Origin of the sequence: Bradyrhizobium diversitatis, assembly GCF_016031635.1 — a bacterium.
GTDB classification, from domain to species: Bacteria; Pseudomonadota; Alphaproteobacteria; order Rhizobiales; family Xanthobacteraceae; genus Bradyrhizobium; species Bradyrhizobium diversitatis.
Genome location: NZ_JACEGD010000003.1, coordinates 1 through 23017 on the forward strand (window position 1 = coordinate 1; position 23017 = coordinate 23017).

15 protein-coding genes are annotated in these 23017 nt (G+C 60.5%); 5 read left to right on the plus strand and 10 right to left on the minus strand.

Translation table 11 applies throughout. From position 1 onward, the window contains the following. The first annotated feature begins 269 nt into the window (after positions 1 to 269). From H1B27_RS03025 to H1B27_RS03035, 3 genes are all read left to right on the plus strand, one after another. Entirely contained in the window at positions 270 to 896 is a 627-nt protein-coding gene (locus tag H1B27_RS03025; RefSeq protein WP_197964953.1) for an ATP-dependent DNA ligase, read from the plus strand. Between the two features lie 384 nt (positions 897 to 1280). Then, on the plus strand, positions 1281 to 1520 hold the full coding sequence (locus H1B27_RS03030) for a hypothetical protein (RefSeq protein ID WP_197964954.1): 240 nt from the start codon (positions 1281 to 1283) through the stop codon (positions 1518 to 1520). Positions 1521 to 2144: 624 nt separating this feature from the next. Continuing rightward, positions 2145 to 2909, plus strand: coding sequence for a PP2C family protein-serine/threonine phosphatase (locus H1B27_RS03035; RefSeq protein ID WP_197964955.1), 765 nt, complete (start codon positions 2145 to 2147; stop codon positions 2907 to 2909). Between the two features lie 26 nt (positions 2910 to 2935). On the opposite strand, the gene H1B27_RS03040 is transcribed toward H1B27_RS03035, so the two are convergent. Beyond that, positions 2936 to 3196, minus strand: a complete 261-nt coding sequence (locus H1B27_RS03040; RefSeq protein WP_197964956.1) for a helix-turn-helix domain-containing protein — start codon at positions 3194 to 3196, stop codon at positions 2936 to 2938. A 211-nt stretch (positions 3197 to 3407) separates the two neighbouring features. Here H1B27_RS03040 and H1B27_RS03045 point away from each other — a divergent pair, with 211 nt between their 5' ends. Beyond that, the gene (locus tag H1B27_RS03045) at positions 3408 to 3800 is read left to right on the plus strand and encodes a hypothetical protein (RefSeq protein WP_197964957.1); all 393 of its coding nucleotides are present in this window, start codon (positions 3408 to 3410) and stop codon (positions 3798 to 3800) included. Between the two features lie 110 nt (positions 3801 to 3910). Beyond that, a complete protein-coding gene (locus H1B27_RS03050; protein ID WP_197964958.1) occupies positions 3911 to 4492 on the plus strand; it encodes a hypothetical protein in 582 nt (193 codons plus the stop codon). A gap of 599 nt (positions 4493 to 5091) precedes the next feature. On the opposite strand, the gene H1B27_RS03055 is transcribed toward H1B27_RS03050, so the two are convergent. The 9 genes from H1B27_RS03055 to mads1 are packed head-to-tail and all read right to left on the minus strand — an operon-like array spanning position 5092 to position 22997. Further along, on the minus strand, positions 5092 to 6006 hold the full coding sequence (locus H1B27_RS03055; protein WP_197964959.1) for a restriction endonuclease: 915 nt from the start codon (positions 6004 to 6006) through the stop codon (positions 5092 to 5094). Between the two features lie 25 nt (positions 6007 to 6031). Next, positions 6032 to 11566 carry a methylation-associated defense system ATP-binding protein MAD8 gene (mads8, locus tag H1B27_RS03060; protein ID WP_210343201.1) on the minus strand — a complete coding sequence of 1845 codons (5535 nt, stop codon included), beginning with the start codon at positions 11564 to 11566 and terminating at the stop codon, positions 6032 to 6034. After that, positions 11563 to 13245, minus strand: a complete 1683-nt coding sequence (mads7, locus tag H1B27_RS03065; protein ID WP_197964961.1) for a methylation-associated defense system protein MAD7 — start codon at positions 13243 to 13245, stop codon at positions 11563 to 11565. Before mads7 ends, mads8 begins: the two co-directional genes overlap by 4 nt. Continuing rightward, positions 13245 to 17375, minus strand: coding sequence for a methylation-associated defense system protein kinase MAD6 (gene mads6, locus H1B27_RS03070; RefSeq protein WP_197964962.1), 4131 nt, complete (start codon positions 17373 to 17375; stop codon positions 13245 to 13247). The genes mads7 and mads6 overlap by 1 nt, the downstream gene beginning before the upstream one ends. Beyond that, on the minus strand, positions 17375 to 18784 hold the full coding sequence (gene mads5, locus H1B27_RS03075; RefSeq protein WP_197964963.1) for a methylation-associated defense system restriction endonuclease subunit S MAD5: 1410 nt from the start codon (positions 18782 to 18784) through the stop codon (positions 17375 to 17377). Before mads5 ends, mads6 begins: the two co-directional genes overlap by 1 nt. Next, positions 18781 to 19413: a methylation-associated defense system protein MAD4 gene (mads4, locus tag H1B27_RS03080; RefSeq protein ID WP_197964964.1), complete on the minus strand. Its 633-nt coding sequence runs from the start codon at positions 19411 to 19413 to the stop codon at positions 18781 to 18783. Before mads4 ends, mads5 begins: the two co-directional genes overlap by 4 nt. Continuing rightward, complete coding sequence (mads3, locus tag H1B27_RS03085) at positions 19410 to 20708, minus strand: methylation-associated defense system AAA family ATPase MAD3 (protein ID WP_197964965.1); 1299 nt, start codon at positions 20706 to 20708, stop codon at positions 19410 to 19412. Before mads3 ends, mads4 begins: the two co-directional genes overlap by 4 nt. Further along, a complete protein-coding gene (mads2, locus tag H1B27_RS03090; protein ID WP_210343202.1) occupies positions 20705 to 22807 on the minus strand; it encodes a methylation-associated defense system DNA methyltransferase MAD2 in 2103 nt (700 codons plus the stop codon). The genes mads3 and mads2 overlap by 4 nt, the downstream gene beginning before the upstream one ends. Next, complete coding sequence (gene mads1 / locus H1B27_RS03095) at positions 22782 to 22997, minus strand: methylation-associated defense system helix-turn-helix domain-containing protein MAD1 (RefSeq protein ID WP_197964967.1); 216 nt, start codon at positions 22995 to 22997, stop codon at positions 22782 to 22784. The genes mads2 and mads1 overlap by 26 nt, the downstream gene beginning before the upstream one ends. Between the last annotated feature and the right edge of the window lie 20 nt (positions 22998 to 23017).

Genomic DNA, 23017 nt, shown 5'->3' on the forward strand with positions numbered 1-23017 from the left:
GCCCTACCCCACCCCTTCCTCTCCGCTTAGGCTGGAAGGTTAAGCAAGCCTGCGCTTCTGAAGACCGCGTTCGTCAATGTTCGAATGAAGCAAGAGAGGTGGCCCACCGCAACGCGCCCTGTCGCACTGGACGGCTGCGTGCACGCAACAGCTCGATGCCTCCCCGGAATCCCGAGAGAACAAGCAAGCCGCCACCAAGAAACATGACTGCCCCAAGGATAACTAGTCCACGTTCATGGAATGGAAAGGCACTGGCCGGCGACTGGTTGGTGACGCTGAAAATCGACGGCGTCCGCGCAATCTGGCACGACGAGCGTGGCTGGCTGAGCCGGGCCGACAAGGAGCTTCATAACATTCCGCCGTGGCGAGAGGACCAACCCCGCGACTGCGAGGTCTTCGTCAACAATTTCCGCGACACAATCCGCGCGACCAGGACCAGGCGCCGGAAGTTAGGCACACCCTCAATTACACAAGAGCACCTCTTCGGCCTCGCCCCTCTCGACCCGCGCCTTCATTGGGGCAGCCTGACCGATCCCTCTTCCGCAGCCATCTGCGCTCACCTCCAACTCGCCAACGACCTTGGTTACGAGGGTCTCGTTCTTCGTCAGGGCGACCATTGGGTCAAAATCAAGCCCGCAGAGACTCACGACGTCCCCATCACCGGATGCGTTGAGGGCAAGGGCAAGCACCGCGGCCGGTTGGGCTTCGTCACAACTGCCAAAGGCGCCGTGGGGGCCGGTTTCACCGACAGGGAACGCGAAATCCTGTGGGCCGAAGCCAAAGCTGGAGCATTGGTCGGCCAAGTGATCGAGGTGAGTTGCATGCAATTCACTCCGAACGGCCAATTCCGTCACCCATTCTTCGTCCGGATGCGCCCTGATAAGCTTAGTGCTTGAGAAATCGACGGGCGCAGCTGCTCCGACACAACTTTAGTCTAAGTAGCCGGTTCGCCGCCTGATCGCGACGAAACTGGGATCCAATTTCTCATAGGGCTTCTTCCCGGCGGCGCCATCTCGCAACCGAGTTGATGCCTCAAAGCTAAGCTGCTGGGGCGGCCTCATCACCTTGAGATGATGCAATGAAAAAGCGCCGCCACCCATTTGATTCTCTGAGCTTGACAAGCGTCTCGGATCAAGGCGAGTTCGCGCTCGCTTCGTAGCGTCGCTGCTTCGCTTACGAACAAGTCTTCTCTCCGTACACACCCACACCAGTTGCGCAGACTGGCTATCGCTAGATGCCCGATCCGTATCCCAACGTTAGATTAAGGAATAGAAGTTCAGATGTCGAAGCAATCACCCCATGACCTGCTAAAACGGCTTCGAGAGCTAAATCCAAACGCGAGTGCGGCCGAACTTAAGGAGCTGATGTGGGATGAATTACAACGATCTCCCGAAGCGCTCAGGGAAGCCGTCTTTGATGACGTATGGGATTCTTTCGTAAAGGAAACCGGCCATCGGCCTCGCAATGTCGATGATACGTTCGAAGAAGTCATAAAATGGCTTAAGAAGCCGAGCAACTAGAGCGCCTCTACGAGGAACACACCCCTCAGAAGCACTCCACTCTGCGCTCTGCGGCACTCGCAGCACGGATACGTCTTCTTGGCCGAGCTCTCGGAGCACCTTGTAGCTGAAGACGCGCTTTTCGGCTTACGTGAGTCGCGCACCAGGGGAAGAATTGTCACCTAGATGCGTTGGGAGAAGAAACGTCCGGGACGCACTCATCAAGAGGATGGCAAGACACTTGCTACCGGGCGTTAATCAACCGCTACCAATGCGACCGCTGCGGGGCTGTCTGGAAAACGCCTGTTCCCGCGGCTGTGCCAACGAGTGTTCCAACTGCCATGTCGATACGAATCTACGCCGCTCTGAAAAGGTTTTCCCTTGCGCCTGCGAGTACCTGGGACGTGAGGAGATTCGCTGCGCTGCAGATTCCTGGGTCTCACGACGAAACATCACGCGCTCAAGGTTGAACCCCAAGTGACATTCGTGCGAGTCTTCCCAGAGCAGCGGCTAGGCACGCTGGCGTGGTGAGGGATTTCGGAAACCCGTTGAGAGCTGATGACCCGCAACGTGCGAAATGTCAGAGAGCCCCCAATTGGGGGCTCTTCCTATAGGCGCCCATTGAATAGCCCGGGATCATTCGCAATGCCAAGCTGGAACATTGCCGCCTTCACCCATCGCGGTCGCGTGCGCTCCACCAACGAGGACGCTGTCGCCGTCCACAAGCGCATTCTGACCGGTGACATGACCGAACCTTTGGTCATTTCGGCAGCGGACGATTGCTGCGTCCTGATGATCGCGGATGGCATGGGTGGCCACGCGCAAGGCGCGAAGGCCAGCCGCGCTGTTCTCGATTATCTGGTTACAGCTATTGTTCGGCTTTCAGATCCTGTTTCCTGCGCCGAGGTGATCGAGGAAGCCAATCAGCATCTCTTTGAACTCATGCACCTGCATCAGGAAGCGCTCGGCATGGGCTCGACCATCGTCGGCGCCGCCCTGAAAGCGGACCAGCTGGTCACATTCAATGTCGGCGATAGCCGTACCTACCTGTTCAGCTCAGGCCAGCTAATCCAACTCAGCCACGACGACGTGCCCGAACACGAGAACCATCGCGTCGGTCTCCGCCGGTCCCATGCCATCACTCAGGCGCTCGGCGGCTCTTCACTTCCCGTAGCGATTGAGCCTCACGTCACCGTCGAGGCACCGCTCGCATCCGGGGAAGCCCTGCTCCTTTGCAGTGACGGCCTCACCGACATGGTCGACAATCAGTCCATCAGCAAAGTGCTGCGCTCGGCCCGGACGCCGCTCCAATCCGTCCGCAAGCTCGCCGCCAGGGCATTTGGCGCGGGGGCGCGAGACAATATCTCGCTGATTGTCGCGGTGCGCTCGGACTCGTCAGGCGGCCCGTAGGCAGTCCTCAGAAGCTCGGCGCGGAATCAGCGCTTCTTCCGTCCTCTCCTAAGCGTCGGCGGAGGTTTCTCATTCGATTTCGGCACCAACAGAAGTTCGGCGGCCGGGACTTCGAGCGCCTTAGCGAGCCTATCCAGCGTTTCAACGGTGGGATTTTCGACGCCCCGCTCGATCCGCCCCACGTATGAGCGGTCAACTCCTGCATCAACAGCTAGGGCCTCTTGGGACAGGGCACGCTTCACGCGAAGCCGTCTGAGATTCCAAGCCACGAGCGCTGTCGCTTTCATCGCGACAACAGACGGCTTTGCGGTCTATTAAAACACGCACTATAATGCCCTAATTAGAACTTAGCTGTGTCCAAATCCTTCCCACCCCGGCCATCTCCCGCAACTCCCTCCACGCAAACCTGAAACCCCATCGCGGCAACCTGAATCCGGCACCGCCCGCTCGCGAAAGGAGCGCCTACCTGTGCAATGCAAGACCAGTAACCCCTCCAGGATGGCCTCTTCTGTCTTTGCGACGCTTGTCCTCTCAGGCTGTGGCGGCCAGTCCGTCTGCGCCGATGGCGAGGTTCTCAAGACGGTGAAGAAGCTGTTCGATCAGCAGCAGTTCGGCCAATTCATTCAAGCGTCACCAACCATCTTTGTGGTTCAGGAAGAGAGCGCGACACTGGCATCTGTCGATAAGGAAGGAGGCAAGAGCCTCTGCTCGGTGCTGGTTCAGCTCGACATCCTGGAAATGTCGAGGTTCACGGGCACCTCCGATGCCGACCTTGCGAAAATGAAGCAAGAAGCCCCGAAAAGAGGTCTGCCGCTGACGAAGGACTACCTAGTAAACTACACGGTACAGCCGATGGCGTCGGGGCAAAACTTTGTGACGGTGCTGCCGTGAGGAGCATCGTTAGTCACGCGCTGACACAAGCCGCCGGCATTTCCGTCGGTTCAAGCGCACCAGCCGCCACCACTCACGCCGTTCAGAGCATTCAAAAGAGAAACCGACCCATGCGGCTCATCATCGCCGTGCTGCTCTCGTTCGCTTGCATCGCTCCCGTCAACGCGGAAGAAGTTGTCTTCTACCAAAAGGAACCGGACAAATTCTGGACCGTGTTTGGCGGAGCTGACACGGACACGGGGCAAGCCACCTGCTGGGGCCGCGCGAACAAGAAGGACGGATCGTTTATTGAAATTCATCGCTCGCTCGTGGACGGTGAAGTCTGGGCCATCATCCGCAACACCGCCTGGGAGATCGTCGGCGATGGCAGGGGCGTGTTGCGTTGGAACTTCTACAGCGCGAACAAGGACGCCTTCATCGACGGGACAGAATTCACCTATGAGATCAAAAACAAGAACACAATCCTGATCCTGCAGATCACGCCCAAGCGTTTCTCAGAGGTGCTTTGGAACACCCGCTATTTCACTCTCGTGATGCCGGGCAATCTCCAGAATCTCTCCGTCAGCTTCGAGCGCAAGGGATCGTCAATGCTCGACGCGCTCGCCGAATGCGTCGCCAAGAACGAGAAGACGTACAAGAACTTCAAGCCCTCGCTCGAAAGGATCCCCGACGCGGTCAAGGACAAGATTTGAGACGGGACCGCAGCAAACGGCGTGTCGCACCAAGCGAACGCCTCCCACCGACTTGAAATGCCCTTGCTCTTAGCCGACACCCAACGGCGGCTGCCTCCAGATCATCGTGGGTGGATAGGGCAGCCGCGCGCAAGGCGCGAGGCTGCCCTATGCGTTCTCGACGATCTGGTTGCTGCTGTCGTTGGGATTCGGAAACATGTCCCGCGCCGGCGCGTTGAAGCCCACTGTCATGAAGCGACGGCTCCCGCTGCCCGGCACAAGCCCATGACGAGTGCGATCAACACCTTTGCCGTCCATCACAAAGTATGGGCCGAGGTATGGGCTATCAATTAGCCCAGTTCAGGAAGCAGTGAAAAATAAGGACTTTTAGGCCGGTATGGCGGAGAGGGAGACCAAATCTATACATATTGCCCTCAGTCGCACACGTTCGCCGACGTTCACGAAACACCTGCCCCGCAGGGGCGAGCTGTGCGCCGGACCTCGTGCGGGTTCACCCCAATTCGCGAGCAATCTTCATGCAAATATGGGCCGGAGTATGGGCGAAAACGTTCGACGGAAGGTTGGGATCAGTTGGGAATATTCCTATCACCAGAATCATTTCATTCTTCCGAAAAAAAGTCTTCATCAATGCGCTTGAACTCCAGTACGCGACTCGAACGGACACCAACGCCGTGCTCGATCATGAGCTCCGTCAGACGCCTGCCGTCAATCAGGATAACCCTCTGGGGGATCCGTCCGGCGAACTCGACCGCCTGGAGAGAGAAGGTCGACGTCGTAACGAACACCCCCTTGGTCGCCCCGAGCCCGACGAGGCTGCCCGTGAACGCCTGGACCTCTGGCCGCCCGACCGACGACCCTGGTCCGTATCGCTTTGCCTGAACATAAATACGGTCGAGCCCAAGAACGTCTTCGTTGATCACGCCGTCGACGCCTCCGTCTCCGGATCGGCCAAGCTGCGCCGCTGCGTTCCGGTGGGATCCGCCATATCCCATGGCGACGAGGAGTTCGACGATAACACTCTCGAAAAAACTCGGATCATTCTGAAGTATTCTCTCCAGAAGCTCCGCCCGTAGCGCCACTTGTGTCGCATTGAACGCCGATTCGATTACCTCTTCGGGCGTCGCCGCGGCCGGAGCTTGGTGCATCGGCGTCGCGACGGTCTCGTCGGCCTGATTGTTGCGATAGAACTCGCGGAACGCCGGAACGGACAGAAGGTATTGCGTATCGAGATTGGTCGGTGGGTTCTTGAGCAAAGCCTTCCCAGCGGATGTAATGACAAATCGACCGCGGCGCGGCGAATCCAGATAACCAGCCTTGCTCAGATAAAACTTTGCCCAATGGATGCGGTTGTGCAGAACTCGCTGCTTGCCACTCGGAAGCTTTTTCTCTCGATCAGCATCACTTAGGCCAAAACGTGCCGCCACTTCGGCCTCTGCAATGGGAACTGACGTTTCGCCTCTCGCAGCAATTTCCAAGACAGGCAGCATCAGCGATTGATAGTCAGGAATTGGCATCGGCCGCCTCATCGCTTCGCGTTTGCTACGGACTCGAAACCGCAGTTTTCGTTCCACCCCCGTGCTGCGTGACACGCGGTCTACAGCGAACTTTAACAACTCCTCGGGTGAAGGACTCATCAGTGGCCTTACTTGACCAGATGAATGCCTCTCCGGGGCGGAGATTTGACATCTTCTCAGGCGTCAGCGAACCGAGGGCAGCATTGGCCTTCTGAAGGTGCTTAAGCCAGGCAGGCGAGTTGAACTTGTGCAGGATGACCTGGCTCGAGAGCTCGATGAGCGAGACTGGTACCGACGGCGGATCCTGACTGGCGACCATGATGCTTGTCCCCTTGTGGCGCATCTCGCGGACGACCTCGATTAAGCCAGAGACGAGATCGGGGCTCTCGATGTACTTGTGTGCCTCGTCGAACACGACGAGTTTGTTGAACGAGCGCTCTAACCCGTTCTCGTCGCGATATTTCGCATCGGCGACGAGTTGGAGCAGCACAACGAAGAGGCCAAGCGCCTCGTCCTTCTCGATGAACTCGTCGCGGAGGTCGACGATGATGAGGCGGCCCGGCCGGATCTCGTCCTTCAGGCGAATCGAGTCGTCGATGTATTCGCTCGCTAGTTCGAGCCGCATCTTTGCCATGCTCTTCAGGTGCTCGGGCAGCGACGAGGCTTCGATTTCACGATCCAGCCCCTTAAGAGTGAGTTCGTCGCGCAGTGACTTCATCATGCGCTTGAGCTGACGGATGTATGTCGCCTGGTTGCCGACGGCGCCCATGAGAAAGCACCAATGGCTCGTCTGAAGTTCGGCGGCGGCGAATTTCAGCGGGCGTACCTCGATGCCTGGGTATTCCTTCTTACGCTCCTCAAGCTTGTCAGCGGGAGCTAGTAGAAGGACGTCAGCGAGCGCGCCCGGCTCGGCGCCGAAGGTCTCCTTCAACGCCTTCACTTGGGCTGCCTCGCTGTTAGGCGCGACCATCGACGTGAACTCCGGTGGGTAGTCCATCGTTGGGCTATAATGGAAAATGACCGTCGCGAGCGGCCGCGGCAGGACGTTGATGTTCGGGATGGGCAGCGAGGCCATCTCGGCGATCGTCCCGAGGGTATAGCTTTTGCCCCCGCCCTGCACACCGAAGAGGCTGATGGTATGCGTTTGATTCAGGTCGATTGCGACGCGCCGACCAGACACGTCGCCGAGAAGTCCGTACTGGGGCGATTCGCTGGTGACGCCGAGCATGATGTCGTAGGGGACGGCAGGGGCGAGGTGCGCCTCGACGCTTGAAGCCGGCCGCGGTTCATCCGATGCTTGCAGCTCGCGACGCGCCGACACAGGCGCCAGGTTGGCTGCTGGAGCAACCTCAGGCGGAGCCGCCGGCGTATTCGGGTGCGCTAGCGGCGCTACGGCAGGCGTGGGTACGGCCTCCTGCGGAGCGGTGGGCAAAGGTGGCGCGACGCCGGGCTGGCGGGCACCCAGCTCCTCCCAAGACACTGTGCGGTCGCGCGGCGAACCGAGGAACGCAGCCGTGTCGAGCGTCGGCACGGAGGGCGCTCGCTCGCGGCGGCGGCGAACTTCGGCGACGCCTCGCGGGCGCGGGCCATCGCTCGGACCTCCGCTCCCCGAACTTGAGCTGGTGCTCGCCGACGTCTCGGTGCTTGGCGCGGCAGCGTCGACGAGCTGGCGAATCAGGTTGACGCCGATGCGGTGGTACTCGATGCCGCCCTCGCTCTCGGGCGGCTCAGTGCCCGGCTTGGCGAAGTCGAAAATGAACGCACTGCGCGTGAAAGCGAGCTGGTACCCGTCGTCGAGGGTATGGATGAAGTAGCGAGCCTCGTCTGCAGCTTGACGGCTAATGGCGCCGTAGCGCTCCGCGCGCTCCAGGTAAAACTCGAGGAGTAGCGCAAGCTCGCGTGTCTTGAACGCTCGATCCGGACGATCCTGTTGCGTACGCTGCGGGTCAAAGTGGTGCGCGAGCACCTGCTCGCTCTGGGCGATTTGCTCGGCGATGTTCGCCTTGAGCGCGTTGTACTGCGCGAGATCGCCAACACCCGAGTAACACTTCACCTCGACGAGGCGGCACGTGACCGTACGCCGGGCGAGGTCGAGGTCGAAGAGTCCGAGGTCCGTGCGCCTGAAGCTGACCTCGTCGCCTAGCTCGTTGGCATGCGCCTTCAGCACGCGATAGAGGTCGAGGTGTGCGTCGAGCGGCACGACGACCTGATTCTCGAACACGCCCTGATGTTCCAAGTAGAGACGTGAAAGCGCGAGGCCGAGGGCTTCTGCACGTTGTGTCGGCGACGAGATAAGCTTTAACGCAAGGCGTCCCGAAAGGAAGCGGAGCTGGTCGAGCAGCACCACAGCGTGACGCCCCTCGGCCTGGAGCCCGTACTGTTCGAGCACTGGGCGCAGCAGCGCTTCGAGCTCCGCAACCGAGCGCGACGTGATCACGAGCCGGTGGCCCAGCGTACTCGCTATGTCGGGGGAGTGGTCGATGAGATAATCGGGACGCGTCGAGTGCCCGCCGTGGTCGAAGAACTCGATGCCGAGGTTTCGGTCAAGGGTCAGTACCCAGTCACTCACCTCGTGGACTTGATGCAGGAGTGCGCGGTCGTCGGGGCCGAGCACGAGGCTGACCACTGGCCGCAGGTTGACGCCGCTCTGGCCAGTGGCAATTGTAGCCGTCGCGCTTGACATCGCGGCCGCAAGGCTGCCGAGCAGATCCGAGAGCTCCTCGGCTGACTCGATCGGCTGCGCCACGCCGTGGCGAGGCAGGCGTCGCCATGCAACAGTGAGCTCGTCCTCGTGATATTCGGTCGAGAAGTCCTGCACGAGACCGTGGACGAAGGCGGTCGCATGGCGCGGGTCGGCTTTGCGCGCGGCCACTTCCTCGGCCGGGAACACGTCAAAGAGCAGCGACAGGTGCGCCGCGTGCGTCTCGGGGCTGGCGCGAAAGTCCTTGGTGGCGCGCACCGCGAGGCGGAGCTTCGGATAAAGATGCGTCTCCGCCGGGATCGAGAACGCATCCGCTTCGCGCGCGGCGGTTCCTCCGTCGCTCGTCAGCAGCGCTGCGATCTCCTCACCGACGCCAGGCACCTCCGGGTCGGGAACGAAGAGCCGGATATCATAGCGCAGGTCGGCGAACGCCGGCTCCTTCTGCAACTCGATCAACATGTCACCAAGGACGCCCGCGCGGCCAGGGTTGAAAGCATTGATGGTGAGTGTTCTGACGTAGGGGTGCTGGACCAGGTAGCGGCGAACGCGCGACGCGAGGTACACGCCGTCGATGAGCGCGCCGCCAATTGCCGGTTCCGGCAGGCCTAGCGCGCTGCACACCTCGCCAACGAGCCCGCGCGGGTCCTCCTCGTTAGACGGTGCAAACAAGGTCCAAAACGGGTTAATGCTGTCGACGGCGGTCAGGACATGTCCGGCCTCCGTGGGAATAACTGGCGGGAAGCTCGTCGGTGACATGAGTCGCAGGAGGGCTTCGCGCGTCGGGACCACGTATTCGCGCGGCGCGATCCTCGCAGCCGCCACCCAGCGCTCGCCGAGCTTTGCCCACGTGGCGAACCAAAGAGCCCGAAGAGGGTGCGTCGGAGCGACGAGCACCGCGTCGCGGCGGCGGCCACGGTAGTCAACTATGGCAAGCAGCACCGAGTCGAGCGCGAGAACCTTGCGCATGTCGGAGAAGGCGCGCTGCGAATCGCTGTTCGCGGAACCCTCAGCGCGGCGCGTGAGATCGGCGATTAGCTCAAGGTACGCCTCCGCGTAATCGCGTGCAAGGTCGGCGGCGGTGGCAGCAATACCCTGCGTGACCAGCTCTGCAGTATCGCACCGCACCGCCTCGAAGTAGCGGGTACGGGCACTGATCAAACGCTCGCTAGCAGCACCGCTAGGCCAGCCATTGATCTCGCCCGTGCTCGTGCCCAGCACACCGAGATTCAGTGGGATGCGCCAACTGATCGGACCGTCCGGAGCAGCAAGGATCTTCTGCTCAATGCTCTTGAGGGCTCGAGAGACCGGGACATGCACCGAGCCTTCGCGCCCGAGCTTCACCTCGAGCATCTCTGTACCCGTTACATGCCCCTTCGTCTTTTCCGCCCACGCAGCATGCCCGAAGACAACGCTCGCCGGATCACGATCATCGAGAATGGCGGTGAATTGTGCACGAAAGAGCGCGTGCTGCGCGCTCAGCTCACGAGGAACCGCTCGTTGCGCAGGCTCGATCTCGACCTCCGCGTCGGGCAGCACGTAAAAGAGATCGCTCTCGTTCGGGCTAGGCGACGCCGTTTCAGTAGTATCCGCGCTCCACGGCACGGGTTGACCTTTCGAATCGACCAGAGGGATGAGGTCTCCGCTCTCCGTCTGCGCCAGGACGCGGACAAAGTGCCAGCCTTCCTCCCACTCGATCTTGTTCAGCGCCAAGGAGACGGTCGCCTTGTCAGACGCGGTCTTCCATACGGCCTTGCTACGCGCCAGGCCTATGGGGCCGTGCTCCTTCGAGATGACCTGAGCGACGAACTTGGCGAGGCCCTGCACCTTCGTCGGGTGAGGTTCGACGCGGAAGGTAACGTTGAACTTCTTCAGGCTGCTGGCCGGCAGGATGCGCTGTCCAATCAGCTGTGCGAGGGGCTCCTTGGTCTGATCGTCGTCGACGACCGGAAGGTCTGTCTGCACCTCGCCGATAAAGACTGTGTCAGGCTGAACGCCGCCGTCCTCGAACTCCCACTTGTTGAAGGCGAGCGGCCAGAGCGCTCGGTCGACGACGATGCGGCGAGCCCACTGGCGCGGGTCGTCGGTGCCCGCCTCTGCGAGGAAGTTACCGAGGCCGTTGCGAACGGCGCGATTGGCCAGGCGCAGGTCCCCAACCCGGCCTCGCTCAGACTTTGGAGACCAGGTAAGCTTCTCGACGCACTCGCGGTTGCGAAATAAGCGATGCGGTGCCTTCTCCGGCTGCGCAAGCCACTCGAAATCGGGCACGAGCCCGATTTCGTAAAGCGCGGCTCCGATCGCCTCGGCGTCGTTGCCGTTCACCTTCGCGGTTAACAGGAACCGCGTCGTCGAGAGCGCATCAGCGAAGATCCACGGTCTCTCTGCGTCATTGAGCTGACGCAGAGACTCCTGAACGGCCCCGCGCAGAACCGCTGGAATCTCACCGACGAGCTGCTGAATAAGCGTCTCGTACAGCCCGACGATCGAGACCTCCTCGAATGTCGCAACACCGAAGGAATCCTCGGCCGAGGCGCGCACCTCGCTCGGAACAAACACGAGGAGTGGCTGACGCTGTGTGCCGTCGGGGTATGGGTTCCGCAACTCGACGAGCTTGGTACTCGTTACCGCAAGCTCGGCAGGTATCGACAGGGTACCATCGGTGAGCACGACAACCGTTGTGCTCGACAGCTCGGCGCGTAAGCGGGCGCAAAGACGAATCATCAAGTCGACGTCGAGGTCACCAATGCGCATGCAGTGCCCGGCCACACGTAAGCGAAGCTGCTCCACGAGTAGTGGTACGGCGACGTTCTCCAGCTCGACCGTGAGCTGCATCGGAGACAGTTCCTGCAATCCCGCGCTCAAGACTGGCCTCCCGCAGCCGTATCATCGACGGCAATGCGATACCTCGGTGTGATGGTTTGCGTGACGTAAGCATCAGAGAGGTCGCGGTAGAAGCCGACCTCACGGAGTCGCCCGGTGAAAGCGCGCATGTTGTCACGAAGCGCGTGGCGATCGTCGATGCTTGTCGTCACAAAGCCATCACCTCTCGGCAGCTGATCGATGAAGATGCCGTAACGCTCGCGCAAGAAGACCAGCAGCTCGTCTACGCGCAGCTCACCTGTGTGGAACCCCGCAACACCGCCTGGCTTTAGCACGGCGATCTGAAGCAGCACCTCTAATAGTCGGCTATCTAGGACGAAGCGGCGAGGCGCGCTCTTCGTTCTCCCCTGCGCGAGGGCAGCGCCGGGCCGGTTCTTGAGAAGCAGCGAGTCGAGGCATTCGACTATGTACTGGCGCTGGAAACGGCCGCGAAGCGCGACGATCATCTCGACGTAGGCGTCGAATTCCGGCAACTCCATCTCCGTGACCGCCTTCAGCTCTGGATCGAGCTCGGCGTCCTTGGCGCCCGACGTCTCCTCTAAAAGACTGGAGATACGCTGCCCAAAGAACTTCTCGCGCTCGCCCTTCAGTGGAGCGTCGAGGAGCTGCAGAACCTCCCCCACCGAGAATTCGCCGGCGGGCGGCTTCGAGAGTTTGCCACGACGAACAAGATCGGCAGCAAACTCGTCGAGCTTCTTTGTTGCGAAATAGGCGCGCACGAAAGTCGGGATGCGCCGGTAGTGGGTGTCCGCGCTGCGCTGCGCGAGCGACGCCATCGGCGTGCCAGGTTGGCCCGCGACGTCGACTAGCATGCCCAAACGATAAGGGCAGTCGCCGAAAGGATTCTCGGCGCTCTTCGGATCCATCGGACATGCGCTTGTCGCGCACGTCGGGTCTGCGCCTTTGCGGTGCACCAATGCTGGCAAAAGCTTCAGGAGCCGAAGATGATAAAGACCCAGATGGAAAGCAATGAGCACCTTTAGGTACTCGACCATCACCGAGCGCGGAATAAAGCGTTGGTAGAACAGCAGCCGCTGGATGTCCTCAGCGACCAGGTCCGCTGCACCTACACATAGCGGCACGAAGCTCTCACGGTCGGACTTCGTGTCCGGTGCATCCTCAACCTGATCGACGAGCCGCAGTAGCGCCTGCGTCTCGACGTCGAGGACCGTCGACGCATCGGCCCTTCCGGTAACCTTGTCGTGGCCCTGGAAAAAGAAGAGTTTGAGGTGCTCGATCGCCTTCTGTCCGGCGCCATTCCGAGCGCCATAAAGTGTTTCGTAGAGGTGTTGCGCGGCGCCATAGTCACGCGAGTGCTTCGGGTTGCGGAAGCGGTACGTGAAGCCATGCAACGGCCTTGGGGCGGCCACCGCCTGGGTCGTCTTTCCTCGATTCACGACGTCGAGCAAGTGCGTCTCCACCCAACGCGCGAGAACATCAGGGTGCGCCTGGAACCCGGTAAACCACTCCGGGTGTTCCATGAACTCCTCGACGAAGCTCTCGACGGATAGTTCCACTTTCCGTCGCAGGCGGCTCGGGAAGCCGTTGTGCGCCAGCCGCGCGAAGAACGCGGTGAGCACGCGATCCATTTCAAGATGCTTGAAGTCGAAATAGCTGATCTTCGGTAGCCGAAACTCTCGATCGCGCTTGGACAAGGACATCAGGCGGCTCCTTCCTGCGCGCGCGTCATCTCGAGGCGACCATCGGTATGCCGTGCGACGCGGTAGAAGTCATGGCCTGATGTACTGAGCAGCACTTCCTGATAAGGCGCAGAGCCAAGCTGGTTCTTGAATACGGCGAGGCTCAGATAATGACCCTGCTCCTCCTCAACGCTTGGCCGGTAGCCTTCGTTCAAGCGTTGAAGCATCTCGTAGACGTCGAGCGAGACGAGGAGTTCGGCAACAAGCCCGGCCTTATCCTCGTAGCGAAGCACTAGGCCCGTGGGCATGTGCTCCACGAAGCGAGAGCGCGAGGCCTGGTCGGAGAGCGCCAGCGAAAAGCCCTCGCGAGGGAAGAGCCGATACGAGCGAACGCTACCGCCTTCGACTCGCCGCACCTCGAGCGCGAGGTGATTACCTATGCGTTCAGGCCGTGTGATCCCCTCGCCGCGATTGATTGCAACGAGCAGCGATTCAAGCAATCCCTCCGGCATACGGCCGCCGCGCACGACGGAGAGCAGCTCGTCGGCCCTCTTGTACGGCAGCATGGAGCGCCAGCCTGTGTCGCGGCGCTCGAAGAATGCGCGGCGTCGCGCCATCGCGATGAAGCGCCTGTGGGCCTTCGCGCGGTGGGCGCTCGTCCGCCCGGAAACGTCGCGCGGAAGCTCGTCGTAGAGACTGCCAAGGATCTCTCGGTCGTATTTGCCGCGCAGCTCGAAGCGGAAGAGTGTCCGGTCCTCGGTGGGCGAGACGAAGTCAAGCACGCGATCGAGGCGAGGATCATCGGCCTCGGCGACATCAATCTCGGATAGCAGCGTGAGGAGACGGTCCGCGTTCGGCGCGTCGCCGCCTTTCCAGCTGTTGAAGTAATACCCCTGCGCGATCTCGTCGCGCTGCCCGGTACGGTAGAGCTCGTGGATTTCGTCGCAGTCACGTGTGCCGACGAGCATGTAGGCGAGCGCAGATCGCAGGTCGCGCAGCGTGACGTGAAGGCGCCCGCGTAGATGAGTGATCGAATAAATGTCCTTGATTCGTTCGATGACGTGCGGACCCGACGTCTCGTCCTGGATCGTCTGCGCGTTGTGGAATGCGTAACAACGGTCCTTTAGATCACAGCCGTGGCACGGGTCCCAGAACTTCTCGTGCGTCATGCGGCGCACTAGCCGCTCGAGGATCGAGCCGTCGAAGCCCTGCGGGTCGGTGACGACGCTGCGCAGATTGAGGTTCACGGTGGCGACGCCATCGGCGGGTTCGCCCGTGCGAAGCCCCTCTTTCACGAGCGCCGCCAGTTCGGCGAAGTCAGCGAGGTTCGTCTCAAGGAAGTCGACGAGACGGCCCTCGTTGATGGCGATGAGGCGCGTCTCCTTCGATGTGCGCCAGGCGGTCGAGTCGTCGCCCTTGAACGGAGCGAGGAAGGCACGCAGGACATCGTCATTCTTCTGATCGCCTTCGTCCTGGCTGCCGTCGTAGTTCGACAGGAACTTGCGCCCGCGCAGCTCGAAGCGAGCGCCGTTCGCCAACGAATGGTCAACGATGGCCTGCTCGTCCTTCGCGCGGCGCTCGAGCTTTTGAAGGAAGGCCGTCTTTCCGTCACCAGCGTTGCCCGAGATGATGACGAGCGAGAACTCGCCCGAGAGCACCGACGGCAAGAGGTCGCGATCGAGCGCAGTCTCGACGTAGGTCTGCTCGCTGATGACATCGAGGCCACGTGTGCCCGCGTTGCTGTGCTTGCTCTGGCTGTAGACCGTGAGCAGGTGGCGGACGAATGGGTTGGTGTTCGGCGGGATCGACCCGCCTGATCCAACGTAGATGCCATCGCTTGGCGCCCGCGATGGTGTGACAGGCTGCGGGGCGCGCCGCGCAGCGGGGACATTAGCAAGGGCGCTCCGCAACTCCCGCGCGGTTGCGAATCGGTCGGCTCGCTTAGGTGCGATGGCCTTCAGCATTACGTCCACGAGTTCGGGCGCGAGGTCGCTGAGGTTTGAGAATTCACGCGGGTCGCTCGCGGGCATGCCGGGCGGTGGTACTTGTACGTCCCACGCGTACCGTCCGGTCACCACCTCGTAGAGAGTGAGGCCAAGGGCGTAGAGGTCGCGGTCCGCAAGGTCGCTCGCCGACGGGATTGCGTCGAGATCAAGGTCCGGGGGGAGGTAACGGCGGGAGCCGCCGCCACGGCGCTCCTCGTCTTTGGCGGCAACGGAAACGTTGAAGTCGATGATCTTGGTCCCGCGCCCAGTCCACAGCAGATTGCGAGGCTTGATGTCGCAGTGGAAGACACCGTGCTCATGCAAATGTTCGAGGCCGAATGCCACGTGCCGCCCTAGCTCCAGCGCGTCCTCGCGGGTGAGCGCGTTGTTCTCGATCATCTCCCCGACGTCAAAGCCGTCGATGAACTCGAAGACGATGAAGGGCGGACCACCGGGAATGAAGTCCGCGTCGATTACCTTCACGACATTCGGGTGATCGGGGATCTGAAGAAGCGTCTTGTACTCCTTTTTGAGCCGGTCTACGGTTGACACACGGTCGCGCAGCACAAGCTTCATTGCGCGAGAAACGTCACCCAGCGTGTCGATAACCTTGTACGCGACGCCGAAAGACCCCGATTTCCCGAGGCGCTTCTCTATGACGTACTTCGGCGTAAGCTGGGTCTGCGGCAGCAGGTTCGAGTAGTCGAGTTGGGCCGTGGCGGGTTCCTGTGCGGGCGTAGGCGGAGGCGCGCCCTCCGACGATGCCGGCGTAACGCTCGGGTTGAGGAGAATCCTAAGTTCGCTCAGGGCCCCCGCAGGGGCCGACCGTTTGTCGGGCTCGAACGTGCAGAGCTTCTGGAGCCACTGGTCAAAGCCCATGGGGAGCTCGGGGCGCTGCTCACTCGGCTTCACAGCAAACACAGCCTTCTGCTCGAAGAGCTCCGTCGCGGTCTTGAAGGGAGGCTCGCCCACGAAGAGCTCGTACAGCACGAGACCGACGCTGAAGATGTCGGAGTAAGGTGAAGCTGCCCCCGGCTCGCCGTGAATCTCGGGCGCCATGTACTTTGGCTCGAGGTCGTCGACGATCTCGTGTGCGATGGTTCGGCTATGATCGGTGCCGGGCCGCGCGAAGTCGAAGCCGGTGAGACGAATGCGCCCATCGGTGCCGACGAGGATGTTCGATGGCGAGATGTTGCGGTGGACAACCTTATGCGCCTGGAGATGCTCGAGCGCGTTCATGAGGTCGTCGGCGATCCTGATCTTCTGATCCAGCGTAAGTGCCAGAGTTGGCTTCTCGATGTGGACCCGCAGTGCCTGTCCTGGCAGGTCCTCCGTCACGAGGAAGTACTTGTCCTCGGCTTCGCTTGGGAAGAAGTCACGCACACCGACGATACTGGGGTGTCCGGGCATCGAACTGAGGGCGCGATACGCGTTCGAGATGAGAAGTCTCTGCTTCTCTCTTTCCTCCGGCGGCTTGTACGGGTCTGCCTGGTATGCGCGAACGATCGCACTCGTCTTCTGCCCGGCGTAGGCATTGAACGCGCGGTACTCGACGTAGCTGTCGGTGCTTCCGAGCTTCTCGGTGACTTGCCAGCTTCCAAAGCGCAGTGGCCCGGCGCGCGGCTTGGCCACACCTTGGATCGCCTTCAGCACGATGTTACGGTGAGCGCCAATGTTCTTCGACCTGCCAGCGGGAATGCGCGTGGTATTCTGGAAGAATGCTACCGCCTTCTTCAGCGTCGTGACGTGATGCGCGTCGCGCCCGCCCTGGTCCACGAGCGTCGCATCGGGAGCAGTAAGCAAGACGACCGCGTCGACATAGATATCCTCGAGGTCGCGGCGGCCGGGTTGGCTGCCTGTGATGACGCCCTTGATGGCGCGCGCGTGCCCGCGCAGCTTGGCGAGCGGCGAGCTAAAGGGCTGCCGCCCCTCCGGATACCATTTGGGCCCATAGACATCGATCAGACCTCGAGTACCCTTTACGTCGACGAGATAGACGGCATGGGGCGCGATGATGGCGATGTCGACCTCGAAGGTCTCACCATCACGGCGCACCTCGAAGTTGTGCAGCACAAGGTAGCCAGCCGGCAGGTAATCGCGCAGGTATGCGATGGCTTGACGTTCGGCCTCGTTAACCGGCTCGCCGATGGGGATGACCTTGGCCATCAATTTGCCCCCTGCTCGATTGCCTCTTCCACGAGCGCGCGAGCTTGTTTATCCGCAGACACAGCATCATCATAGGCTGCCACAGCCTTCTCGATTTGGTCTGCGACTTTTCCCTCACGCTCGGCGCCCAGTCGGGGGACGGGGAGCCTCCACATCAAGCTTGGATGTTGCTCCTGCTGTTTTCCGCCGATGCTTATGGAACGAAGTATCCGGAAGGCCGCGTTGGAACGGAGAAAAGCGAAGAGGTAACCAGGACGCACCTTTGTCGTATCAGGAACACAGCGAAAAAAGTCCCCACTGAACACAAAGTCACGCATTGATGGCGTCACGATAAGCGCACGACAGTAAAGTTCCTGCTCCCCGAGAGTGCCATGGGATGGAATTAGCGTTGTAAAAGCGGGAACATGCAGTCCTTGTTGTTCCACCGAGCTACGCGAAATCCATCGACCTTCTGGACGAAAACGAAATGCGTTGCGCTGACCAAGAAGCATCACGCCAAACTCAGGCTCCGCGTCAACTCGCTTAAAGATGTTTTTTCCTTTGAAGTACTCTGGTTGGCATAATGAACCTAGTGGCTGCCCACCTGCTCGCTCAAAGAGCCGCCACAAGTCGCTGGCTCGCGGATCGTAATTCATCGCCCTAAATGTTTCTGTCGAGATCTGGCTCTCACTCCAGCCGAGAGAACGACGATCGCTGAGCCATTGTCGGGGAAGCATGTCAGTGGTGCCGACCCAGGCCAGAAGATCAGCTGTCGCGCGATTACACAGTGTCTCGTACTCAGACAACTGTCGCGCAGCCTCCTCGACAAGATCATGGATCTTTGCTTCGAGAGTTGAACCGAGCCGAGGCACCGGCAGATTGATGATATGCTCTGGTTCTATGTGCTGAATGATTGCGCCGTAAGTTCCGCCAACGACGAGGGGCACTCCGAACTTGCTGCTCAGGTAAGCGTATAAATACCCGGGCGGGATTTTCTTGGGGTCTGGCACAATGCGCATGAAGTGCTGAGAGCCAGCCATCCCGTCCATGTTCGATCGCGCGTATGCCATGCGGCCGATCGTCCCGGAGCACGTAATTAGAGTCCAACGAGGCCGCACGATGAAGCGCGGGTTTGCGGCGACCTGCTTCCTAGAAAGCATGGGAAGATGCGTAAGGTCGGCCTTTAGAATGTCCGTGCTGCCAAGGAACGGTACACCGTGGGCAGGATCGTCGACATACGAGCGAGCGAAACGGGGGCCGTTGAAAATGCCCGCGATCCCCTGCTCCGTCACGTCCTGCAAAGCTTCTTTGCGAACTGCAAGCCTCTCAAGCAGTACCTTCGCTTCGAGCGCGCCGGACATGTATGGCCCGCAGTCGAGACGCCGTCCGTCCCGCTCGAGCCATCCGCTCGGAACCGTTTTCGTCTTCATGCGGCCCCCGCCGGGAACCACGCGCGCAGCGCATCTCGAACGCAATGGAAGGCCGGATCGACACATCCCGCCGTTGAGACTACGCGTGCAATCTGGCTATACACGACTATCGGCGGGCCCGCGCGGTTGGCGCGAATGAGGGCTTGGATCACTTCCTTCGGCGCGAGAGGCTTGGCAGAACCTAGCGGCCAGCGCCCATCTTGCGCGAGAATCTGCCGAAGCGATGGCCCAGTGTGCCCGAGTGCACGCTCGACGTTCGGGTTGTCCTGCCACAGCAGCACCTCGAGTTCAGGATCGATGACCGCCACTGCAGCTCGGTCGTGCCAACCGTTGGCGTTGAGCCGATGTTCGATCTCGCCACGCACTTCTTGGGAAGGCCGCGCGCCGCCGAACTGCTGATCCAGCACCACGAGGGCTCGTCGATGCGTGTTGAGGTACGGGCGCAAGATCTCATGACAGCGCCGATGCACGCCACCATCTGTATTTAATGGGTCGTGCACGATGTCGTTCGTGGGATCAAATTGGAAAGGCGCGCATGCCAACGCGTGATGGAACTGCCGCTCGAAGAATGCGCGCAGAACCGCCGCCATTGTACCATCAGCGACGAGGATAATAAGCTCGCGCGTCATCCAAGCACCCCCGTAGCGAAAAGTGTCGAGAGGCTCACCTCTCCTTTCCAGTCCACGAGACGTGGGTGGAGGGGACCGGCGACGACCTCGACAGCTCCGTCGTCACGGATACGTGCCGCTAGGATGTGCGCCAGCTCCGTACGCGCGAGCACGACGGGAGAATGAGACGCAACTATGACTTGGCTGCCATATATCGACTCAAGACTCTGGATGACCGCCTCGATTGCCTTCGGATGGATGCCATTTTCAGGCTCCTCGGTCACCAGAAAGCGAGGTGGATTGGCAATATAAGCAAGCAGCGTTAGCACCAGGATACGCAGCGTGCCGTCAGAAAGGCCTGACGACGGTACGTCGTAGCGATCGCCGTATCGGACGCGGTAGTACGCATGATGATCATCCTCGCGCTCATGCACGCTTATGTCGGAGACTTGCGGCAGCGCCAGGCGGACATGGCTCTTCCAGAGCGCGAAACGATCGGGGTCTGTTCTTTGAAGCTCAAGGGCAAGCCACGGCGCGTTCTTCCCAGAACCAAGTACCCGCGTCTTCGATAGTCCTGGAGGACTTGCAATTCGAAGCGCATTCCAGTCAGGGTCAAAGAACACAGCGTCTTCGACAAGCAGATCGAAAAGCCACCGGGCTGCCGGGAATTCGTTCTGACTCTCGAACTGCAAGCGCGGGAGCGCGAGCTGTTGCGGTGAGACCATTGAATTCGTGGGGCGAGGGCGACGCAGTGTCTCGGGAGTATATTCGGCCTCACCGCCGTACTCTCGCTTAAGGATGAACTTCCAGTTTCGATTCGGGTTCACCTCACCGTGCATGCGCGGAGCGCTCGCATCGGCCGCGGTTCGGGCCGGCGAGTGAGCCTCGGGAAAGACGAAAAGGTACTCGTTCTGCACCTGTAGCTCCGTCTCGTTGAAGATCTGAAGACGAAGCTCGTAACGGATGTGGGTCGGCCACTGGTCTTTACTGCCGCGGACCTTTTCGGACATGCTTTCGAGGAGGGCGCTTTTGACCTGATTGGGAAGCGCAGCTTCGACGGAGAGAATGAAGTTGTCGCCCTGACTCTGGAAGATCAGCTCACGGAGAGCGGTCGCGCGCGGCGCTCGCCCATCTCGTCGCTCAGTGAACGCCGCGCTGACCGCCCGCTCACGGAGCAAATCACCGAGGAGCACAGGCACGTCAAGTAGCGTAGTCTTGCCCGAGCCGTTGGCGCCCACCAGCACGCGGAACTCTCCGAGATCCACATCAAGTTTGTCAAAGCAGCGATAGCGCGTTGCTTCGATGCGCGTAATCACGTGCCTGGCTCCTTGTTCTTTGCTCGAAACTTTTGGTATGCGACGGCGATAGCCGGAAGGTCATCGTCCAGGACCTTCATCTTGCGACGCAGTCGCCGCTCGACGAAGTGGCCATTCATGCGAATACGCTCGACCTCTTCAACGTCTTCGAGAATCTCCTCTCCGTCGGGACTGCGCTTATAGAGCGTATTGCCGCGACGATCGAATCCGACCTTCTCGGCGACCGCCATGAATACCGGGTAGCCTTCGCGCCGCCCAAGGTCCTCGGCCTGGATCACGCTTTGAGGCTTCTTCTTCAGGAAAAGAAGTGACGTCAGAATGTTGACATTCGCTTCGACTATGAAGACCTCTACAGGCAGATCGATGCTGGCAAGCACCCAAGTATGGCGTAAAATCCACCGACGAATGTACTCGTCTCCTGGATTGCCGAGGATGCCGTTCGGAAGGACAATCCCCATCCGGCCCCCTGGCTTTAGCCAATCGACTGCACGCTGGATGAAGAGCACTTCTGGGGCGACAGATTTCTGATACCCATCACCCCAAGCAAAATCGTCTTCCGCTTTTCCGGGCCTGCGTGCCAGCTCATAATCGCGGAGTAGTTGGGGGTCCGTTATGGGAATCTCCGACCCAAACGGAGGATTGGTCATAACGATATCAATGCTTCCCAGCGGAATCGCCGCTTTGGCTGGCTCGAGGCCTGCGAGGTGCCCACGAGGGAAGGCCAGTGAGTCCATGTAGAAGACATTGCCAGGCTCATTCGCGGCCATACTCAGGCTCATCATCGTTGCACGCACGAGGAACGGATCGAAGTCGGCGCCGAAAAGGTTTTTCTTAACGAACTCGGCTAGCCGCTCCTGAATGGAACGAAGCTCCTGCGTCGACTCGGCGCCGGGCTGAATACCCCTTTCCTCCTGGAATTTATGCGCCAGATGCGCGAGCGTAGCAGTGAGGAAGCCGCCAGTGCCGCACGCCGGATCAAGCACGCGTTCACTGGGCTTCGGGTCGAGCACGGCCACAACGAGCTCAATGGCGCCGCGCGGCGTGAAGTATTGGCCGCGGTCACCGCGCAGGTTCGTGCCGACAATCTCCTGGTACGCAGCGCCTTTCGCATCTACGTCAGTGCGACCAAAATCGTACTTGGCCAACTCGGAAACCATGAATGCAAGGGCACGGTCCGAGAGCGTAATCTCTTCGGCGCCGCGGAAGACAGTCGAGTACTTCTTCTTCACTTCGGCGAAAAGCGATTCAACCCGCTTGCGTATCGCCTTCTGTCCAGCAGGGTCGAACTGCTCGTCGATGAGCTGGCCGTTCTTCTCGAAACGCCCCGCCCAAAAGCGGCGCGCGTCGTTCGGTTGTCGCTCGTCGTACATTTTGGAAAAGATAAGATAAAGGAACTGCCAAAAGGCCGCATCCTTCGGCATTCCCTCGTTGCCGTGAATGAAATTGTGGCATCGCCGAAATGCTGTCCGCAGCATCTCCGGATCGGCTCGACGCAGCCTGGCGTGCGATGCGACGTCTCGCGTTCCGATTGATTCATCGGAGAGCGGCCAATCGCCGATCGGCTTGAACTTCACGTCAAAGCGCGAGCGCTCAACACGGAAGAAAAAGAACTCGAGTCCGTTGGTCCAAAGGCCATACTTGCAGTTCTCGCAGGCCGCCATCGCGGCCTTCAGTACATCGAGGTCCTTCGCCGCCTGCTCGTGGTCGCGCATCTTATACGCGCCCCTATCACCGAGCTTCAACTCCTTCTGACAGACGACGAGTCGGCGAACGTTCTCGGGAGCGTGCTCGGAACCCGGCTCGAAAACCGCGATGTCGATCTTCTTGTTCGAGCCGTCGACCTTCACTTTGAAGTCCGGCTCCATATCATCAACTGAGATGCCGTACTCGTGAAACAGAGCGCGAGCAATGCGTTGGCGAACGCGCTCCTTATCGTTCTCGGCAACGGGCTTGCCCGTTATGTAATCAAAAACTTTCCCGTCCTCGATCGAATTGATCTCGCCGGTCGACGCGTCGCTCTCCTCAGTGCCTTCGGCCGGCGTTACCGCCGCCGACTTCGCTGCCTTCCTTCGCCTAACCATGCTTGCCTTCTTTCTCACCAATCTCGTCGGAAGACGAAGCGGCGCCGCCGTTGCGCACCCAGGTATCGACCTCCTCGCGCTTGAACTTCCAGAACCGACCGACCTTATGGCCAGGCATCCCTTTCGAGGTGACCCACGTGTAGACGGTGTCCTTGGTCACCCCGAGATACGAGGCGATCTCATCGGCTGAGAGCCACCTATCATCCATGAAACTCCTCCCGACCGTCG